Raw genomic sequence first — 17135 nt, 5'->3', positions numbered from 1 at the left:
GACTTTTTGAGTCCGTTCCGTAACTACGCGCTCAGAGCGCTGTGGCTCCATGCACCTGGAGTGCCTGGTCGTACTGCTGAAGTACCCACAACTCGTTCTGTACGGCGGCCAGTTCGGCCGAGTCTCCGTGGCTGCCGAGGCGGGTGAGCGCGCCCTGGATGTCGTGGATACGGCGCACTACGGCTCTTCGGCGGACGGTGACGAGCTGCTCGCCCGCGTAGTTCTCGTCGACCGTGCGGCGCAGGATCGCCTCGACGGCCAGCTCGGTGACCATCGCGCGGACCGCGTCGTCCGGTGCCGCCTCGCGGACGCGGACGAGATAGTCCTGGGCGTCCTGGAGGCCGTACTCGGCACCGCCCGCCTCGATGATCGCCTCGCGTACGGCGGCGTAGGGCGGGGCGGTGAACTCGTCGACGCCGTACGCGTCGAAGGCCGGGGAGACCAACTCGGGGCGCTGGAGGGCGAGTTTGAGGAGCTCGCGCTCGGTGGCGAAGACCGGGTTGCGGAGGGTGAGGGCGGGACCGCCGGTCGGGGGGCGGGAGGTGGTGTCGTACTGCTGCTGGGCAGCGCCCCTCGTCGGTGCCGGGCCCTTGCCGCCGCGGTCGCGGGCCCAACGGGCCAGCTGGGCAACGCGCTTGACCACGAACTGGGTGTCGAGGATGCCGAGCATGCCGGCGAGTTGGACGGCGACCTCGTGCTGGGCGCCGCTGTTCTTGATGCGGGCGACGATCGGGGCCGCCTCGTCCAGGGCGGAGGCGCGGCCGGCGGGGGTGTCGAGGTCGTAGCGGACGACGATCTGGCGGAGCGCGAACTCGAAGAGCGGGGTGCGGGGTTCGACCAGGTCGGCGACCGCCTCGTCGCCCTTGGCGAGGCGCAGCTCGCAGGGGTCCATGTTGTCGGGCGCGATCGCGATGTACGTCTCGGCGGCGAACTTCTGGTCGTCCTCGAAGGCGCGCAGGGCCGCCTTCTGGCCGGCCGCGTCGCCGTCGAAGGTGAAGATCACGCGCGCCGAGCCGTTGTCCATCAGGAGCCTGCGGAGGATCTTGATGTGATCGGTGCCGAAGGCCGTGCCGCAGGTGGCGATCGCCGTCGTCACTCCTGCCAGGTGGCAGGCCATGACATCCGTGTAGCCCTCGACGACGACCGCGCGGCTGGACTTGGCGATGTCCTTCTTGGCGAGGTCGATGCCGTAGAGGACCTGCGACTTCTTGTAGATCGCGGTGTCGGGCGTGTTGAGGTACTTCGGGCCGTTGTCCGACTCGTAGAGCTTGCGGGCGCCGAAGCCGACGACCTCGCCGCCGATGTCGCGGATCGGCCACATCAGGCGGCCGCGGAAGCGGTCGATGGGGCCGCGGCGGCCCTCCTGGGCGAGGCCGGACAGGAGGATCTCCTTGTCGGTGAAGCCCTTGCCGCGGAGGTACTTGGTGAGGTGGTCCCAGCCCTGGGGGCTGTAGCCGACGGAGAAGTGCTCGGCCGCGGACTGGTCGAAGCCGCGCTCGGCGAGGAACTTGCGGCCGGCGTCCGCCTCGGAGCTGACGGCCAGCTGCTCGACGTAGAAGTCCGCGGCGGCCTTGTGGGCCTCGACCAGGCGGATGCGCTCGCCGCGCTGGTGGGCGGGGTTGTACCCGCCCTCCTCGTACCGCAGCGTGATGCCGGCCTGGGCGGCCAGACGCTCGACCGACTCCGAGAAGGTGAGGTGGTCGACCTTCATCACGAACGTGATGGTGTCGCCGCCCTCCTGGCAGCCGAAGCAGTGAAAGAGCCCCTTGCTCGGGCTGACCTGGAAGGACGGCGACTTCTCGTCGTGGAACGGGCAGAGACCCTTGAGATTGCCGCCGCCCGCGTTCCGCAGCTGGAGGTACTCGGACACGACGGCGTCGATCGGGACCGCGTCCCGAACCGCCTTCACGTCCTCGTCGTTGATCCGTCCTGCCACGAGGTGATTCTACGGGGCAGAACTGACACTCATGGGGCGCGGTGGCCGACCCTCTGCCGGGGGTCCGGGGGTTGCCCCCCGGGAATTGCAGCACGGGGCCGGACTGACAGCAGTGACTACCAGGATCTCTAGGCGCCCAGGCTGTCCAGCGGAACGTGTGGGTCCGCGAGTGCCTCTGTGTCCACCTGTGCCTTGGAGCGGATCAGCTGCTGGATGGGCTCTGTGACGTCCCACACATTCACATTCATCCCGGCCAGCACCCTGCCCTCCTTCACCCAGAAGGCGATGAACTCGCGCTTGCCCGCGTCTCCCCGGATCACCACTTCGTCGTAGGAGCCCGGGGGCGCCCAGCCGGAGTACTCCATACCCAAGTCGTACTGGTCGGAGAAGAAATAGGGCACGCGGTCGTAGGTGACGTCCTTGCCGAGCATCGCGCGGGCCGCCGCCGGGCCGCCGTTGAGGGCGTTCGCCCAGTGCTCCACGCGCAGCCGGGTGTCGAACAGGGCGTGGTGGAAGGCGGCCACGTCACCGGCCGCGTAGATGTCGGGGTCGGAGGTGCGCAGCCGTTCGTCGACCGCGATGCCGCCGCCGTGCGCGCGGTCGGCCAGCTCGAGGCCCGCCGCCTCGGCGAGCGCGGTGCGCGGGGCCGCTCCGATGGCCGCGAGGACGTCGTGCGCGGGGTGCTCCTCGCCGTCGTCGGTGCGGGCGGCGAGGACCATGCCGTCCTGGCCGACGATCTCGGTGAGCCGGGCACCGAAGTGGAACCGCACGCCGTGCTCGGCGTGCAGGTCGGCGAAGAGCTGGCCGAGTTCGGGGCCGAGGACTCCGTGCAGCGGGGTCTGCGAGGGTTCTACGACGGTGACCTCGGCGCCGTACTCGCGGGCCGCCGCCGCGACCTCCAGGCCGATCCAGCCGCCGCCGGCGATCACCAGATGGCCGTTGTCCCGGCCCAGCGACGCCAGGACGTTCTTGAGGCGCTCGGCGTGCGAGAGGCGGCGCAGGTGGTGGACGCCCGCGAGGTCCGTGCCCGGGATGTCGAGGCGGCGGGGCTCGGAGCCGGTGGCGATGAGCAGCTTGTCGTAGCGGACAAGGGTGCCGTCGTCTCCGAAGCGGACCGTCTTCGCCGTACGGTCGATGTTGTCGACGGTCTGGCCGAGGTGCAGCTCGATGTCGTTCTGTGCGTACCAGGCGGGTTCGTGGACGAAGACGCTGTCGCGCTCCTCCTTGCCGAGGAGGTAGCCCTTGGACAACGGCGGGCGCTCGTACGGGTGGTCGCGTTCGTCGCAGATCAGTATCACGCGGCCGGTGAAGCCCTCCGCTCGGAGCGTCTCGGCCGCCTTGGCGCCGGCCAGGCCTCCTCCGATGATGACGAACGTCTGATCCGCGTCGACCACTTGATGCCTCCTCGTAACGGTGCCGCCATATGCGAGCGTCCCGCACGCAGCGTGATGCGGGAAGGGGGTGTGGCCCGATCAGGCCACGGAGGGTCACATTCGGGCTTGTTTCGCGTCACTGTGCCCCAGCGATGTGAGATGCGCGTGAAGAGACCGCGCCGATGCGTCGGTGAGTGACGCGATCTGATCGACGATCACCCGCTTGCGGGCACGGTCGTCGGGCGCCTCCTCGAACTGCGCGCGGAACTGCGGCTCCAGACCGTCGGGCGCGCGCGTCGTGAGCACCTCGGCGAGTTCGGCGACCACGATCCGCTCGTCCGCGCGGATGCGCTCCTGCTCGGCCCGCTGCATCACATACCGGTCGGCGACCGCCTTGAGGACCGCGCACTCCAGGCGTGCCTCGTGCGGTACGACGAGTTCGGCGTCGTAGCGGGTGAGGCGGCCGGTGCCGTACGCCGCGCGCGTGGCGGCCTCGGCGGCCAGGCAGAAGCGGCCGATGAGCTGGCTGGTGGTGTCCTTCAGGCGGGCCTGCGCGACGGCCGAACCGTCGTAGCCGTGCGGCCACCACGGTTGGTTCTGGAGCCGGTCCAGCGCCTCGGCGAGTTCGTCGGGGGCCGTGTCCGCGGGGACGTAGCGGCCGATGGCGACCTTGAAGATCTCCTGGCGTTCCGGTTCGGCGTGCAGGCAGTTGGGGTCGATGTGGCCCGCGTGCAGGCCGTCCTCGACGTCGTGCACGGAGTACGCCACGTCGTCCGACCAGTCCATGACCTGGGCCTCGAAGCACGTGCGCGTGCCGGGGGCGCCCTTGCGGACCCAGTCGAAGACGGGCCTGTCGTCGTCGTAGACGCCGAACTTCGGGGACGTGGGGTCGGTGGGGTGCGCTCCGCGCGGCCAGGGGTACTTGGTGGCCGCGTCGAGGGTGGCCCGGGTGAGGTTGAGGCCGACGCTCACCATCTCGGCTGTCGTGTCGCTTCTTACGAAGCGCTTCGGTTCGATGCGGGTGAGGAGTCTGAGGGACTGGGCGTTGCCCTCGAAGCCGCCGCAGTCGTCGGCGAACGCGTTGAGTGCCTGTTCGCCGTTGTGGCCGAAGGGGGGGTGGCCCAGGTCGTGGGAGAGGCAGGCCGCCTCGACCAGGTCCGGGTCGCAACCCAGGGCTGCGCCCAGCTCTCGGCCTACCTGGGCGCACTCCAAGGAGTGGGTGAGGCGGGTGCGGGGGCTGGCGTCCCATGCCTGGCTGCGGGTTCCTGGGGTGACGACCTGGGTTTTGCCTGCGAGGCGGCGTAGGGCGGCGGAGTGCAGTACGCGGGCGCGGTCGCGTTGGAAGGCGGTTCGGCCCGGGCGTTTGTCGGGCTCTGTTGCCCAGCGGTCGACTGATGTCGGGTCGTAGGGGTTCGGTGCAGTTGTGCGCGTGCCTGCGGTGCCGTCCATGCTTCGACAGTAAGCGGCGGTAGTGACAATTCGGGAGTTGCGGGGCGCCTATGCGTCTGCCGGGTTCGGTTTGTTTGCGTCTGCGGGCCCGTTGTGGCTGGTCGCGCAGTTCCCCGCGCCCCTAGGTTGGCTGCCCTTGCCTGTGTATCAAGCTGACGCCAGTTCCGGTTCTGTGCTCACCGTCGTCGCCAGCGCCTGGTCGTAGCGGTGGAGGACCAAGCGGGCCATCGCGGGGTGGGCTCCCAGAGGGGCCGACGCGATCCACGGAGCTGCCTCCGCGCACTGTGTTGCGAAGCGGCCGGGAGCTGTGAAGCAAGAGGCCACTGCCACCCTGTGGTGGCCTCGGGCGGCCAAGGCGCGGACGGCTGCCTGGACCGTGGGGGCCGCCGCTGAGGCGTATGCGGGGACTACGGGGACACCCAAGCGGTCGGCCAGGAGTTGGGCCGTGTGGTTGGTGTCCAGCTTGGAGTCCGGGTCTCGGGAGCCTGCTGCGGCCAGTACCACGGCGCTTGCCCGGCGGGTCTGTTCGTCCATCCCCATCCGCCAACCCGCTTGCACCAGGCGGTCGTACAACGTCTCCACCAGGAGGGGGTGTGGGCCCAACGGGGCGGCCACGCGCGTGCGTGCCTGTGTCTCGGCGGCCAGTTCGGGGATGTCGCGCTTGACGTGGTAGCCGCGGGCCAGGAGGAGGGGGACGAGGACGGCGTCCGTGGGGCCGAGGGCCGTGAGGGTGTCCGGGAGGCGGGGCTCGTTGAGTTCGATGTGGCCCAGGTGGACGGGGAGGCCGGGACGCAGTTCGCGGACGCGTTCCACGAGGGCTCGTACGGTGCTCAGGGCGCGCGGGTCGCGGCTGCCGTGGGCCACCAGGACGAGCGCGGGCGGGGCGGGCGGGACGGGGCGTCTGGTGCCGTTCAGGGAGACGAGGCTGAGCTGGTCGGCGAGCTGGCTGCTGATCCGGTTCATGAGATGCGCCGTACTGTCGAGGGTCGTGGACTCGTCGTGGGGATGATTCGACGCCGTCATGGAGTGATGGTGGCGGTGGGAGGTTGCCGTCCCGTTGCACGGGAATGACGGGTCTTTTCCGGGGGTTCACGGTGGGGTTCGGGGGGTGTGTGAGGTGACGTGACCTGCGGATTCTTGATTCACAGTGAAGCCGGTCACACTGCGGGCGGCGAACCGGAGCGGGTTACAGCGCGTCTGTGACTGTCGAAACCGAACGCGGAGGGGCCCCCGTTGATACGTCTGATGCGTCGCCTGAGACTTCGCCGGCCGCGACTGCCACGCACGCGTGCCGGGTGGCGGCAGCTCGTGCAGGGGGTCGCCCTCGGCTGTGTCCTCGCGCTGCTTCCGGCGACCTGGCTGTGGGTGTCGACAGCCGACCGGCTGCGGACCCTTCAGGACGCGCCGCGTACCGATGTGGCCGTCGTCTTCGGTGCCGGGCTGTGGGACGGCGAGCCGTCGCCGTATCTCGCGCACCGGCTGGACGCGGCGGCGACGTTGTACCGGGAGGGCCGGGTGAAGGTCGTCCTGGTGACCGGCGACAACAGCCGCAAGGACTACGACGAGCCGGACGCGATGCGTGTCTATCTGGCGAAGCACGGGGTGCCACGCGCGCGCGTGGTGACCGATTACGCCGGTTTCGACACCTGGGACTCCTGTGTCCGCGCCAAGAAGATCTTCGGCGTCGACAAGGCCGTGCTCATCAGCCAGAACTTCCACATCCGGCGGGCGGTCGCCCTGTGCGACGCGGCGGGCGTCGACTCGTACGGCGTCGGTGTCGACGACACACACGACGCGACCTGGTACTACGGCGGCACCCGCGAGGTCTTCGCGGCGGGCAAGGCGGCGCTGGACCTGATGTTCCATCCCGATCCGCACTTCCTCGGGCCGAAGGAGAAAGGGGTCACCCGGGCGTTGGCCTCCGGCAACTGAGGCCCACTGCAACCGAGGCCCGTTCAGCCGCGGTTGATCCAGTCGCCGCCCTCGATCAGCTTGCCGTGGGTGCGGAGGCGGGCGGTGACGGTGGGGGCAGCCAGGTACACCCAGGCGCCTACCGCCGTGCCGTCGGTGTCGCGGGTCACCCGGCGTTCGACGCGCTCGTAGAGGTTGCGCGGGTCGCCGGGGGCGTAGTCCTCAAGTCGGTCCAGGTCCATGAGGAGTTGGGGGTAGGCCTCGGGGCGTGCGGTGACGAGTTCGCCGACGATCACCGCGCCGGGGGCCTCGACGGCGTACGGGTAGCCGGGGCCGTCGTAGAGGGCGGCGCCATGGAGTCGTGCCCGTTCTTCGGAGTCCGTACGGCCGCGCAGGAACTGGTCGTGGTTGGGCTCGCTGGGGCGGAGGGTGCCGTAGACGAAGAAGGGGAGGGGTGTCGAGGGTGCCGTCATCGCTCTCCTTGATCCCGGAAGTCTTTGCACGCGCTATGGACATGACATGTCATGGGCCCTTTAAATCTCATTCAACATCAACGCAGCCCCCACGCCCCCCACTTGCGTTCTTGAGGAGACCCATGAGTCGGACACGGCACATTCGAGGTTCCCGTCTCGCCACGGCCGGTATCGCGGCCGGCGCCGCGACCCTGTTGGCCGCCACCCTCTCCCCCACCGCCCACGCGGCCGACCGGCCGACCCCGAGCACCGCGATCGCGAACGCCGCGTCGGCGTTGGTGGCCCATGCGGCGGGCCTGGGGCTGACGGCCGCGGAGGACACGTCCGTTCGCGACGTGATCGTCGACGCGGACGGCACCCAGCACGTGCGCTACGACCGGACGTACCGTCAACTCCCTGTTCTGGGAGGTGACTTCGTGGTCCATCTGGCCCCGAACGGGAGCTATCGGAGCGCCGACCGCGCGACCCGGAACTCCATATCCCTGGCGTCCGTGACGCCGAAAGTGGCGCCGCCGAGAGCGGCGGACCTGGCCGTCAACGCGCTGCGGGCCGCGAATCTCGGCGAGGCGCTGAAGGGGGTGACCGCCAAGCCCCAGCTGATAGTTGACGCCCTACACGGCACCCCGAAGCTCGCCTGGCGGACGAACGCGGTCGCCAAGGACTCGCTCGGCAACCCGGTCGCCCGTACGGTGCTGACCGACGCCCGTACCGGCGCCCAGATCGACGCCTGGGACAGTGTGGAGACGGCGACGGGTGACGGGAAGTCGCTGTACAGCGGGACGGTGCCGTTGGAGACGACGCTGTCGGGATCGACGTATCAGCTCAAGGACGCGACGCGCGGCGGGACTTACACCGGTGACGCGGCGAACAAGACCGACCTGTGCATCCTCGGCATCTGCATCAGCCGTGCCCCGTCCACCGTGTTCACCGACACCGACAACCACTGGGGCACGGGGGCGACTTCGGACCGTTCGTCGGCGGCGGTGGACGCGCAGTACGGCACGAACGAGACCTGGGACTACTACAAGACCGTCCACGGCCGCAACGGCATCGCGGGCGACGGCAAGGGCTCGTACAACCGCGTCCACTACGGCAACAGCTACAACAACGCGTTCTGGGACGACAGTTGCTTCTGCATGACGTACGGCGACGGTGACGGGACGCAGCTCGGTCCGCTGGTGGCGCTGGATGTCGCCGGGCACGAGATGACGCACGGTGTCACCTCCAAGACCGCGGCGCTCACGTACTCGGGTGAATCCGGCGGGCTCAACGAGGCGACCTCGGACATCATGGGCACGCTGGTGGAGTGGTATGCCAACAACTCGTCCGATCTCGGGGATTACCTCATCGGCGAGAAGATCGTGCGGTCGGGCTTCGGCAAGGCGGCGCTGCGGTTCATGGACCAGCCGTCCAAGGACGGGAATTCGGCGGACTGTTGGAGTTCGTCGGTGGGGAATCTCGACGTGCACTATTCGTCGGGTGTCGCCAACCACTTCGCGTATCTCCTCGCGGAGGGCAGCGGCGCGAAGACCCTCAACGGCGTGAGCTACAACTCGCCCACGTGCAACGGCTCTTCGGTGGCCGGCATCGGCCGGGACAAGCTGGGGGCCATCTGGTACCGGGCGTTGACGGTCTATATGACGTCCTCGACGAACTATGCCGGGGCACGGACGGCGACGCTCAACGCGGCCAAGGACCTGTACGGGACGGGTAGTTCGGAATACAACGCGGTGGCCGCCGCATGGAGTGCGGTCAACGTGGGGTGAGACAGAGGGTTCTTCGGAATCCGCCTACAACCATCGGCACACCACGCGGGTCTCTCCCTGTGAACCGTGAGACTTCCGATTTCGCGTGGGTCAGGAGTGCCTGCTCCCGAGCCCCAGAGCTGATATGGACTGACATGTCTGCGTACGCCGGGGCGACGGAGCGGGTGCTCATCCCCTCCCGAAGACGGAGAGCACCAAGACACGCCTCCCTCACTTTACAGCAACGTCCGTCACCCCAGCGGCGGTTGTACGCCATCGACGGGATGCGGCTGCTCGCCGCCCTGTTCGTGGCGGCTCACCACTACGCCGGTACCTGGCGGGTCAACCAGCCGGGCAACCTGATCTGGGACCGGCCGGTGTCCGACATCATGCCCACGGTGTTCCGGTTCTCGGCCTACGGCTGGATCGGCGTCGAGATGTTCTTCGTGATCAGCGGCTTCGTGATCTGCATGTCCTGCTGGGGGCGTACGCCACGGCAGTTCTTCACCTCGCGGGTGATCCGGCTGTACCCGGCGTACTGGTTCTCCATCGTTTTCACCACGGCCGTCCTGGTGACCCTGCCCGGTGTGTGGGAGCGGCAGAAGCTGCGCGAGATCCTGCTCAACTTCACGATGCTGCAGTCTGGTTCGGGGGTCTCGAACGTCGACGGCGTGTACTGGACCCTCTGGTCGGAGCTGCGTTTCTACCTCCTCTTCATGGCCGTCGTCATCACGGGTCTGACCTATCGCAAGGTCGTCCTCTTCTGCTGCTTCTGGGGCGCCGCCGCGATGATCGCGCCGGCCGCGCGTTTCCGCCCGCTGACGTTGGCCGTCAACCCGGAGGGTGCCTGGTACTTCATCGCGGGTCTGGCGCTGTATCTCATGTACCGCTTCGGGCACGACCTGTTGCTGTGGGGCATCCTCGGACTGGCCTGGCTGATGGGCCAGTTGGAACTCGGGCACCGGATAGACACCGTCGAACGTGTCTCCAGCTGGCGCGCGAGCGTCGTGCTGTTCACCGTGTTCCTGCTGGTCATGGCCGCCATCGCGCTCGGTGCGACCGACCGCGTCCGCTGGAAGTGGCTCACCACGGCCGGGGCGATGACGTATCCGTTCTATCTGATGCACTACCTCGCCGGTACGACCCTCATCAGCCGCTTCCGCGACACCATGGACCCCCGACTCCTGGTGGCTTCCGTGATCTCCGGTTTCCTGGTGCTGAGTTGGTGTGTCCACCGTCTGGTGGAGCGGCCGGTGGCCCGGCTGCTGAAGAACGGGCTGGACACGTCGTTCGCGCGGCTGCGCAACGCGACGAACTCCCCCTGACGCTGTCTCTACGTGCCACGGTGGGCGCGGCGGAAGTGGCTGGAGTCGGCGAACTGCCAGCGTGCCGCGACGTCGGCGACGGTGTACGGGCTGCCTGGACAGTCGAGTTCGCGGCGGGCGCCTTCGAGCCGTCGGCGGCGCACATAGGCCATGACGGTCTCGCCGTCGGCGAAGGCACGATGGAGGGTGCGGACGGAGACGTTCAGCGCCCGGGCGATGGTGGCCGGCGTCAGGTCCGGGTCCCTCAGCCGGCTGTCGGCGTACGCGGTGGCCACGGCCCGCAGTGACTGTGGGGGAACCGCTGCGGGTGCGTGGGTCCGGACGAGTCCGGTCAGCAGCATGGCCATCGCCTCGCCGGCCGCATGCGTCGCCTCCGGGCCGAGCTGCTCCGCGAGGGACCATGCGGCGTCGAGATGGGCGAGAAGGAGCCGGGACTCCGGGGCCGTGGCGGGGGCGACGGTCAGGGCCGGCAGCCGGGTTCGGTACAGGTGCTGGAGCAGGCCGACCCTGGGCAGGACGAGCACCCTGCAGTCGGTCGGTGCCGTATAAGCGAACTGCCAGGCGGTGTGCAGGTCACGGACGCAGAGAGTGCCGGGACCCAGGTCGACCCGCCGGGCGGTGTCCTCGATGCGCAGGCTTCCGCTCCTGATGACGTGGACGACGACGAGGTCGGCCCGGCCGTCGGTCTCCCCGCTGCCCGAGGTGCCCTCGATGGGGTCGCAGAACTGCCGGCTGACGGCGACCTCGCCGACCAACCGGCGTTCCACACGGGTGCGGTGGACGCCGCGTGTGGCGTCCGCGGGAAGGCGCAGCCGACGTACATGGGCCAGGTGGCCGAGCCCGCGTTGCCACTGCTCGTGCAGGAGGTCCTGCCGGCGGGGATGACGCAGCGGAATGTCGATGGCCGCCCGCTGCCGCCACCCCGGCACCTCGATCGCCTGCGTCTGTGTCACGCCTGTTCCCCTCCGTGGCACCGATGTTCTTTCGGCGCCTGTCTCCCGCTTCCTATTCTGCTGCCGACACGGTGAGCCTCCTCCGGCCGGCACCGGCCGCCCGCGGCATCGTGTCCGTCACCGATCCCCGCACCAGAGTGGAGCCCCGCTGTGAGTCTGTCCCCGTCCGCCCCCTCGTCGGCCGACGATGCCGGTGTCCGCGCCGAGTTGACGGACGCGGCCGCGAAACTCGTCCCCATCCTCGCCGGGCAGTCCGAGGAGAGCGAGCGGTTGCGCCGCGTGTCGGACGACGCGGCCCGTGCCCTGCGCGAGGCGGGGATGCTCCGCCTCGCCACCCCGCGCGCCTTCGGCGGCTTCGCGGCCGGGGTGCGTACCACCATGGAGGTGACGGCCGAACTGGCCCGTGGCGACGCCTCCGCCGGCTGGATCGCGAACATCTACACCGGGGGCGGTCTCGTCGCCTCGCTGATGGACGACCGGGCCCGTGCCGAGGTCTGGGGCCAGGACCGCGACGCCGCGGTCGCCGCGTCGCTCACCCCGTCGGGCTCCGCGGTCGTCGCCGAGAACGGCGATCTCGTCATATCGGGCCGATGGGGCTGGGCCTCGGGTGTCGATCACGCGCGCTGGGTGGCCCTGGCGATCGCGCCGAGCGCCGCGGACCAGCCGCCGTCGATCGCCCTGGTCCCGGTCGCGGACGTCACGGTCGAGGACACCTGGCAGGTGGCGGGCATGGCCGGCACCGGCAGCAACACCGTCGTCGCCGACCGGGTGACCGTGCCCGCCCACCGGACGCTCAACATGGGCGGCGTCCTGGCCGGCGCGTACGCCACCCGCCACGAGGGCGAGTCCCGGAACGCCGTGGCGGTCGCCTCGATGCTCGCCCTCACCGTCGTCGCCCCCATGCTCGGCATGGCCCGGGCCGCCCTGGAGCTGACCCTCGCGACCGCGGCCCGCAAGCCCATGTCCCTGACGGTCTACGAGCGCCTCGCCGACTCACCGAGCGTCCAACTCGCCGTCGCCGACGCCGCCTCCCTCATCGACACCGCCCAGTTGCACGCCTACCGGGCCGCCGACGACCTCGACCGCGCCGCCGCCGAGGCCCGGCAGCTCACGGTCGCGGAGCGCGCCCGGATCCGCATGGACACCGGGGTCGCCGCGACCCGCAGCCGCGAGGCGGTGGACCGCCTGGTCTCCGTGTCCGGCGCGAGCACCTTCGCCCTGAGCAACCCGCTCCAGCGGATCTGGCGCGACCTGGGCACCGCCTCACGCCACGGCGTCGTCAACCCCGATCTCGGCCGGGAGATCTACGGCCGCACCCTGCTCGGCATCGCCGAACTGCCCACGTTCATCCTGTGACCTCTTGGCACGAGAACGAGGCCGCCGCCCCTCAAGGGCGGCGGCCTCGTATCCCAGTTCGCGGATCAGGCAGCCAACTCCCGTTCCGCTGCCGTCTCCTGATCCTCCGTCACCGCATCCCGCATCACCACCGCCGCCAGCACTCCCGCCGCCACCACGCCAACCGCGCTGACCATGAAGGTCGTTGACATGGCGTTCGTGAACGCCTCCCGAGCCGCCCGGACCAACCCCGCGTCCCCGTGCGCCGCCGCCAGCGCCCCGCCGATCGAGTGGCGAGCCTCCTCGGTCGTACCGGAAGGCATCTCGTCGGCGAAGCCGCTCGACAGGAGCGAGCCGAGGATCGCGATGCCCAGGGCCGTACCGGCTTGCTGGATGGTGTCGTTGAGGGCCGAGCCGACGCCCGCCTTGTCCTCGGGGATCGTGCCCATCAGCGCGCCCACCGCCGCCGGCATCGCGAGGCCCGCGCCCAGGCCCAGCAGGCCGAGCGCCACCGCCGGGACGGTGAAGCCGGTGTCGGCCGTGACCGTCGTCAGCAGAGCGAAGGACGACGCCATCACCAGCATGCCCGCCAGGATCAGGTACCGATGGCCGTACCTCGCCGTGAACTTGGCGCCGGCGGCGTTGCCGACGAGCGCGGTGACCGCCAGCGGGACGAAGGCCAGGCCCGCCTTGACCGGTGAGTAGCCGAGCACGAACTGCAGGTACTGCGTGAGGACCAGCAGCAGGCCGCCGTTGCCTATCTGAACCAGCGTCAGGGACAGCGAACCGCCGCTGAAATTACGGTGCTTGAAGAGGACCAGGGGGACCATCGGGGTCGGCGTCACGTTCTCCCAGATCACGAATCCGGCCAACCCCACCACCGCCACGACGAGGGTGACGAGCGCTCGGCCCGCGAACGCGCCGTGCTGCGGGATCTCGATGATCCACCAGATCAACGCCGTCATACCGACCGCCGACAGCACAGCGCCCAGCGGATCCGGCTTCTGCCAGGGGCCCTTGGACTCCGGCATCAGGGTCACACCGGCGACGAGAGCGAGGGCCACGACCGGGACGTTGAGGAAGAAGATGGAGTGCCACGAGAAGTGGTCGATCAGTACGCCACCCAGCACCGGACTGCCGACCAGCGCCAGCATCGACACCGAACCCCAGGCCGCCATCGCCTTGCCGCGCTCCTCCGCGTCGAACACCGTGATGAGGATCGAGAGCGTCGACGGCATGATCAGCGCGCCGCCCACCCCCATCGCCACCCGCACGGCGATCACCTCACCGGGGTTCGTGCAGAACGTCGCCGCCAGTGACGCCGCCCCGAAGAGCACCAGGCCGATCAGCATCACCTTCCGGCGGCCGAAGCGGTCGCCGAGGCTGCCGGAGGTCAGCAGCAGGCCGGCGAAGACCAGGATGTAGGAGTCGAGGATCCACTGGGTGTCCTGGGCGCTCGCCCCGATGCTCTCGGTCATCGACGGGACCGCCACGGTCAGCGCCATGCTGTCGACCACCAGCACCAGCGAGCTGAGGCACAGCACGACGAGGATCCACCAGCGCCGGGGGTTTCGGGTTTCCATGGGGCTTCCCTTCAGGGTCATCGGCCGGCTTCTTGCGTACACCGTTCCTTCGATGCGAACACTGTACGCATGATGGAACAGTGTGCGCAACCCTTGAACTCTGTACGCTGGATGCGAACGACGTACGCACGAAGGAGCGCCCATGCCCCCCAGGACCGAGCCGAACCCCATCGCCTCCGTGTGGGCCCGTGAGCAGCGCTCCCCCGACCAGCCCGCGCTCAGCCGGGACGCGATCGTCCGCGAGGCGATCGCGATGCTGGACGCCGACGGCATCGAGGCGCTGAGCATGCGCAAGCTCGGCGCCCGCCTCAACGCCGGCGCGACCTCCCTCTACCGGCACGTCGCGACCAAGGACGAGCTGATGGAACTGGCTGTCGACGAGGTCGCCGCCGAGATCCACGTCCCGGACGCGGACGCCTCCGACTGGCGCGCCGCCGTCACCGAGGCCGCCGCCTCCTTCCGTACGACCGCGCTACGGCACCGTTGGCTGTCCTCGGTCCTCGGGCAGGCCGGGCTCGCCTACCTGGGCCCCAACCTCATGTCCTTCTCCGAACGGCTGGCCGCGCTGTTCACGGCCGTCGGGTTCCCCGAGCCGAGCGGCGCGATCGACGCCGTGCTGTCGTACACGATCGGGATGAGCACGACCGAGGCCGCCTGGCTGACCACGGTCGCGCGGTCCGGGGAGAGCGAGGGCGAGTTCATCGCCCGGCTGATGCCGGCCGCGCAGCAGGCCGCGGCCGGTCATGCCCATCTCGCCGGTTCCTACGCCGAGTCGGCCGCCACGACGACCGATCCGGTGGCCCTGCGCGACGGCAAGTTCGCCTACGGTCTTGAGGTCGTCCTCGACGGGCTGTCGCTGCGGCTGACGCGTTAGGGCTCGTCCGCCAGGTCGGCCGTCTCCAGGTACACCTCGGCCAGTACCTGCAAATCCGTGCCCTCTACGGTGACTTGCTCGCCCGGGCGCAGTCGGCCCGTCAGGTCGTCCGGGCGGTTCGGGATCACCACCGTGCGTGCTGTCTCCTCGGCGGGCAACGTCAGCCATTCTCCGGCGAGTTGAGCCGTCAGTACCTGGTCGAAGTCCGGCGGGCTGGTGAACACGTGCGCCAAGTAGAGCTGTTCGCGACCGAAGAGGACGTACTGCAGAGCCGCCCGTTCCGTCGGGTGGCCCACGTACAGCCGCTCCTCGATCCCCACCCTCACCTCCCCCAACAGCTCGCCGTCCCTCCCGAAGCGGCCGAAGTACAGGTCGGCGGAGAAGGAGGCACCCGGCTCAAGGTCCTTGAGGAGGAGGGTACGTGGGCTGACCGTGAACAGTGCCGAGGTGCCGTAGCGCTTGCGGGCCGCGCGGTAGGTGTCCGTGTCCAGGGTGACCCGCAGGACGGCCTGGAAGTCGTAGGGCGCGGTGAACGTCGGCATGTGGACTGCGTACACCGTGTCCGTGCCCAGCAACACGAAGCCGTGGACGGCCAGTTCGGGGGTCACCATGTCAGCGCCGGGTCCGGGTCCGGGCTCTTCGGGAGCTGTCTGCACACGAACCCGGCGAGGAAGACGTCGTCCGGGCCGGTGACCGTGCTCTGCGTCGCGGAGGTCGCCTGCTGGTAGGCCACCCAGCGGAGTTGGAGGTCGTAGCCGTACTGGACGACGAGGACCTTGGCGAAGCGGCCCTCCGTCGTGCGTACGGCGAACACGTCCCCGGTGACCAGTTGGTTGCTCGCGTCCGGGTTGCCGGTGAGGGGTGTGGTGCCGTAGGTGAGGGTCGAGAGGCGGTGGCCGTCGAAGGCGTCGTAGTCGACCTGGCCGAGGTTGACGATTCCGGCGTGGGAGCTGGGGACCAACTGGGCGGTGGTCTCCGTCATCCACTCCCACCAGAGGTCGGCGGTGTTCATGTCGCCGCCGGCGATGCCGTTGTCGAGGTCGAGGGTCCAGGTGCCGTGGAGGGTGGTCTCGCCGGGGGTCTCCGTGTAGCCGACGGCCTGGCGGATCAGTTCGATGTTGCGGGCCAGGGCGACCGATTCGACGTACGACGGGCAGCGGCCGTGGGGTGGAGTGGCGCCGTCGCTGAGCGGGGCGACACCTGACGAGAGGCGCCAGGCCCGGGAGCCGAAGAGCTCCATCGGCGGGTCCAGCCAGGGGCGGACCACGGACACCACCCGGTATTCGAAGGCGAGGGAGAAGACCGTGTCGTCGGTGGCGCGGTCGCCGAACGCCGACCTGAGTTCCGCGGGGGCCTGCGCGGCCAGGGTACGGAGCATGTCCTCCGAGAGCACGACTCTCGACCAGGGGTCGTCCAGGGCGCCGTCCGGTGAGTAGTAAGTGGGCGCGAAACGCGTGCCGTTGGGGGCGGTCGTGTACTGGTCGGGGAGGTTGGGGTTGAAGGTGTCGCGGTGCCGTTTCCAGATGCTGGAGGGGGCCTTGGAGGCGAGTTCGGAGGTCTCGCGCAGGGCGTCCTCCACCTCGGCTTTGTGGCCTGCGGTCTGCCAGGCGTCCATGGCGTCGTCCCTGGCCTGGCGGAGGCGGGGTTCGTCGACGTGGGTCCAGTGGTCGCGCGCCGCCGGGTCGGTCGACATGGCCGCCGTCTGTTCCGCCTGGTGGTAGTCCGTGTCGGCCTGGAGCCAGGCCTGGCGGGCCGTGCGGTAGTCGCGCAGGGCGGGTGAGGGGACGAAGACTCCGTCGGGGCCGGTGTCGTAGAGGTAGTCGACCGCCGTGTCGTAGCGCTGGTGTTCCTCGGGGGTGAGGGTGGAGCGGGCCAGGTCGGCGCCGAGTACCTCGCCGTAGATACCCCACAGGTGGACGGTCGACGGAGGCGCCCAAATCGGTTGGGTGGGAACCCTGTTGACCAGTTCGCAGAACTCGGCCCAGACCGTGGACCGGGCCGAGTCCAGGGCGCCGCCGAAGCGGAACGTGCTGTCCTGGTAGACGACCGGCGTCACCGGTACGCCGACCAGGTGGTCGGGGTCGGTGAGCAGGTTCCGGAAGTACGCGCCCAGGCCGAAAATCGCGGCCGCGTCCACCGGGGAGGCCGACCACACCGTTTCGTTGTCGGTCACAATTG

14 protein-coding genes are annotated in these 17135 nt (G+C 69.6%); 5 read left to right on the top strand and 9 right to left on the bottom strand.

What is annotated here, in order from left to right; genetic code table 11:
- Window positions 1–31: 31 nt before the first annotated feature.
- The 4 genes from dnaG to OO70_RS27100 all read right to left on the bottom strand — a co-directional run bounded on the left by dnaG (window position 32) and on the right by OO70_RS27100 (window position 5781).
- Window positions 32–1936 (bottom strand): DNA primase, encoded by a 1905-nt coding sequence (gene dnaG, locus OO70_RS27115; protein WP_043676680.1) that lies wholly within the window; start codon window positions 1934–1936, stop codon window positions 32–34.
- Window positions 1937–2064: 128 nt separating this feature from the next.
- Window positions 2065–3330, bottom strand: a complete 1266-nt coding sequence (locus tag OO70_RS27110) for an NAD(P)/FAD-dependent oxidoreductase (RefSeq protein WP_043676678.1) — start codon at window positions 3328–3330, stop codon at window positions 2065–2067.
- Window positions 3331–3423: 93 nt separating this feature from the next.
- A complete protein-coding gene (locus OO70_RS27105; protein WP_043676676.1) occupies window positions 3424–4758 on the bottom strand; it encodes a deoxyguanosinetriphosphate triphosphohydrolase in 1335 nt (444 codons plus the stop codon).
- A gap of 147 nt (window positions 4759–4905) precedes the next feature.
- Window positions 4906–5781 (bottom strand): sirohydrochlorin chelatase, encoded by an 876-nt coding sequence (locus tag OO70_RS27100; RefSeq protein ID WP_043676674.1) that lies wholly within the window; start codon window positions 5779–5781, stop codon window positions 4906–4908.
- Between the two features lie 222 nt (window positions 5782–6003).
- Between OO70_RS27100 and OO70_RS27095 the strand changes: the two genes are divergently transcribed.
- Entirely contained in the window at window positions 6004–6690 is a 687-nt protein-coding gene (locus OO70_RS27095) for a SanA/YdcF family protein (protein WP_078651567.1), read from the top strand.
- A gap of 23 nt (window positions 6691–6713) precedes the next feature.
- On the opposite strand, the gene OO70_RS27090 is transcribed toward OO70_RS27095, so the two are convergent.
- Window positions 6714–7142 carry a gamma-glutamylcyclotransferase family protein gene (locus tag OO70_RS27090; protein ID WP_043676670.1) on the bottom strand — a complete coding sequence of 143 codons (429 nt, stop codon included), beginning with the start codon at window positions 7140–7142 and terminating at the stop codon, window positions 6714–6716.
- A 122-nt stretch (window positions 7143–7264) separates the two neighbouring features.
- On the opposite strand from OO70_RS27090, the gene OO70_RS27085 reads away from it, so the two are divergent.
- Both OO70_RS27085 and OO70_RS27080 read left to right on the top strand, forming a co-directional pair.
- Window positions 7265–8908 carry a M4 family metallopeptidase gene (locus OO70_RS27085; protein ID WP_043676668.1) on the top strand — a complete coding sequence of 548 codons (1644 nt, stop codon included), beginning with the start codon at window positions 7265–7267 and terminating at the stop codon, window positions 8906–8908.
- Between the two features lie 245 nt (window positions 8909–9153).
- Window positions 9154–10212 (top strand): acyltransferase family protein, encoded by a 1059-nt coding sequence (locus tag OO70_RS27080; RefSeq protein WP_234336927.1) that lies wholly within the window; start codon window positions 9154–9156, stop codon window positions 10210–10212.
- A gap of 8 nt (window positions 10213–10220) precedes the next feature.
- Here the strand turns inward: OO70_RS27080 and OO70_RS51320 are convergent, their stop codons facing one another.
- Window positions 10221–11165 carry a helix-turn-helix domain-containing protein gene (locus tag OO70_RS51320; protein WP_051741629.1) on the bottom strand — a complete coding sequence of 315 codons (945 nt, stop codon included), beginning with the start codon at window positions 11163–11165 and terminating at the stop codon, window positions 10221–10223.
- Window positions 11166–11315: 150 nt separating this feature from the next.
- Here OO70_RS51320 and OO70_RS27070 point away from each other — a divergent pair, with 150 nt between their 5' ends.
- The gene (locus tag OO70_RS27070) at window positions 11316–12521 is read left to right on the top strand and encodes an acyl-CoA dehydrogenase family protein (protein ID WP_051741627.1); all 1206 of its coding nucleotides are present in this window, start codon (window positions 11316–11318) and stop codon (window positions 12519–12521) included.
- 65 nt (window positions 12522–12586) lie between these two features.
- Here OO70_RS27070 and OO70_RS27065 read toward each other — a convergent pair whose 3' ends face one another.
- Window positions 12587–14083, bottom strand: a complete 1497-nt coding sequence (locus OO70_RS27065; protein WP_043676774.1) for an MFS transporter — start codon at window positions 14081–14083, stop codon at window positions 12587–12589.
- Between the two features lie 142 nt (window positions 14084–14225).
- Between OO70_RS27065 and OO70_RS27060 the strand changes: the two genes are divergently transcribed.
- On the top strand, window positions 14226–14957 hold the full coding sequence (locus OO70_RS27060) for a TetR/AcrR family transcriptional regulator (RefSeq protein WP_043676666.1): 732 nt from the start codon (window positions 14226–14228) through the stop codon (window positions 14955–14957).
- Here the strand turns inward: OO70_RS27060 and OO70_RS27055 are convergent.
- Window positions 14954–15568 (bottom strand): hypothetical protein, encoded by a 615-nt coding sequence (locus OO70_RS27055; protein ID WP_043676664.1) that lies wholly within the window; start codon window positions 15566–15568, stop codon window positions 14954–14956. The two genes, OO70_RS27060 and OO70_RS27055, sit on opposite strands and share 4 nt — an antisense overlap.
- Window positions 15562–17130 (bottom strand): hypothetical protein, encoded by a 1569-nt coding sequence (locus tag OO70_RS27050; RefSeq protein WP_043676662.1) that lies wholly within the window; start codon window positions 17128–17130, stop codon window positions 15562–15564. Before OO70_RS27050 ends, OO70_RS27055 begins: the two co-directional genes overlap by 7 nt.
- Window positions 17131–17135: the final 5 nt, after the last annotated feature.

Origin of the sequence: Streptomyces xylophagus, from assembly GCF_000716435.1 — a bacterium.
Lineage (GTDB): Bacteria > Actinomycetota > Actinomycetes > Streptomycetales > Streptomycetaceae > Streptomyces > Streptomyces xylophagus.
The sequence above is the reverse complement of the archived record's forward strand: the minus strand, read 5'-3'. Positions and strand labels throughout refer to the sequence as shown.

Coding starts and splice junctions, on each gene's coding strand:
- OO70_RS27105 (WP_043676676.1), bottom strand. CDS start 4,758: ATGGACGGCACCGCAGGCACGCGCACAACTGCACCGAACCCCTACGAC.
- OO70_RS27100 (WP_043676674.1), bottom strand. CDS start 5,781: ATGACGGCGTCGAATCATCCCCACGACGAGTCCACGACCCTCGACAGT.
- OO70_RS27095 (WP_078651567.1), top strand. CDS start 6,004: ATGCGTCGCCTGAGACTTCGCCGGCCGCGACTGCCACGCACGCGTGCC.
- OO70_RS27090 (WP_043676670.1), bottom strand. CDS start 7,142: ATGACGGCACCCTCGACACCCCTCCCCTTCTTCGTCTACGGCACCCTC.
- OO70_RS27085 (WP_043676668.1), top strand. CDS start 7,265: ATGAGTCGGACACGGCACATTCGAGGTTCCCGTCTCGCCACGGCCGGT.
- OO70_RS27065 (WP_043676774.1), bottom strand. CDS start 14,083: ATGGAAACCCGAAACCCCCGGCGCTGGTGGATCCTCGTCGTGCTGTGC.
- OO70_RS27060 (WP_043676666.1), top strand. CDS start 14,226: ATGCCCCCCAGGACCGAGCCGAACCCCATCGCCTCCGTGTGGGCCCGT.
- OO70_RS27055 (WP_043676664.1), bottom strand. CDS start 15,568: ATGGTGACCCCCGAACTGGCCGTCCACGGCTTCGTGTTGCTGGGCACG.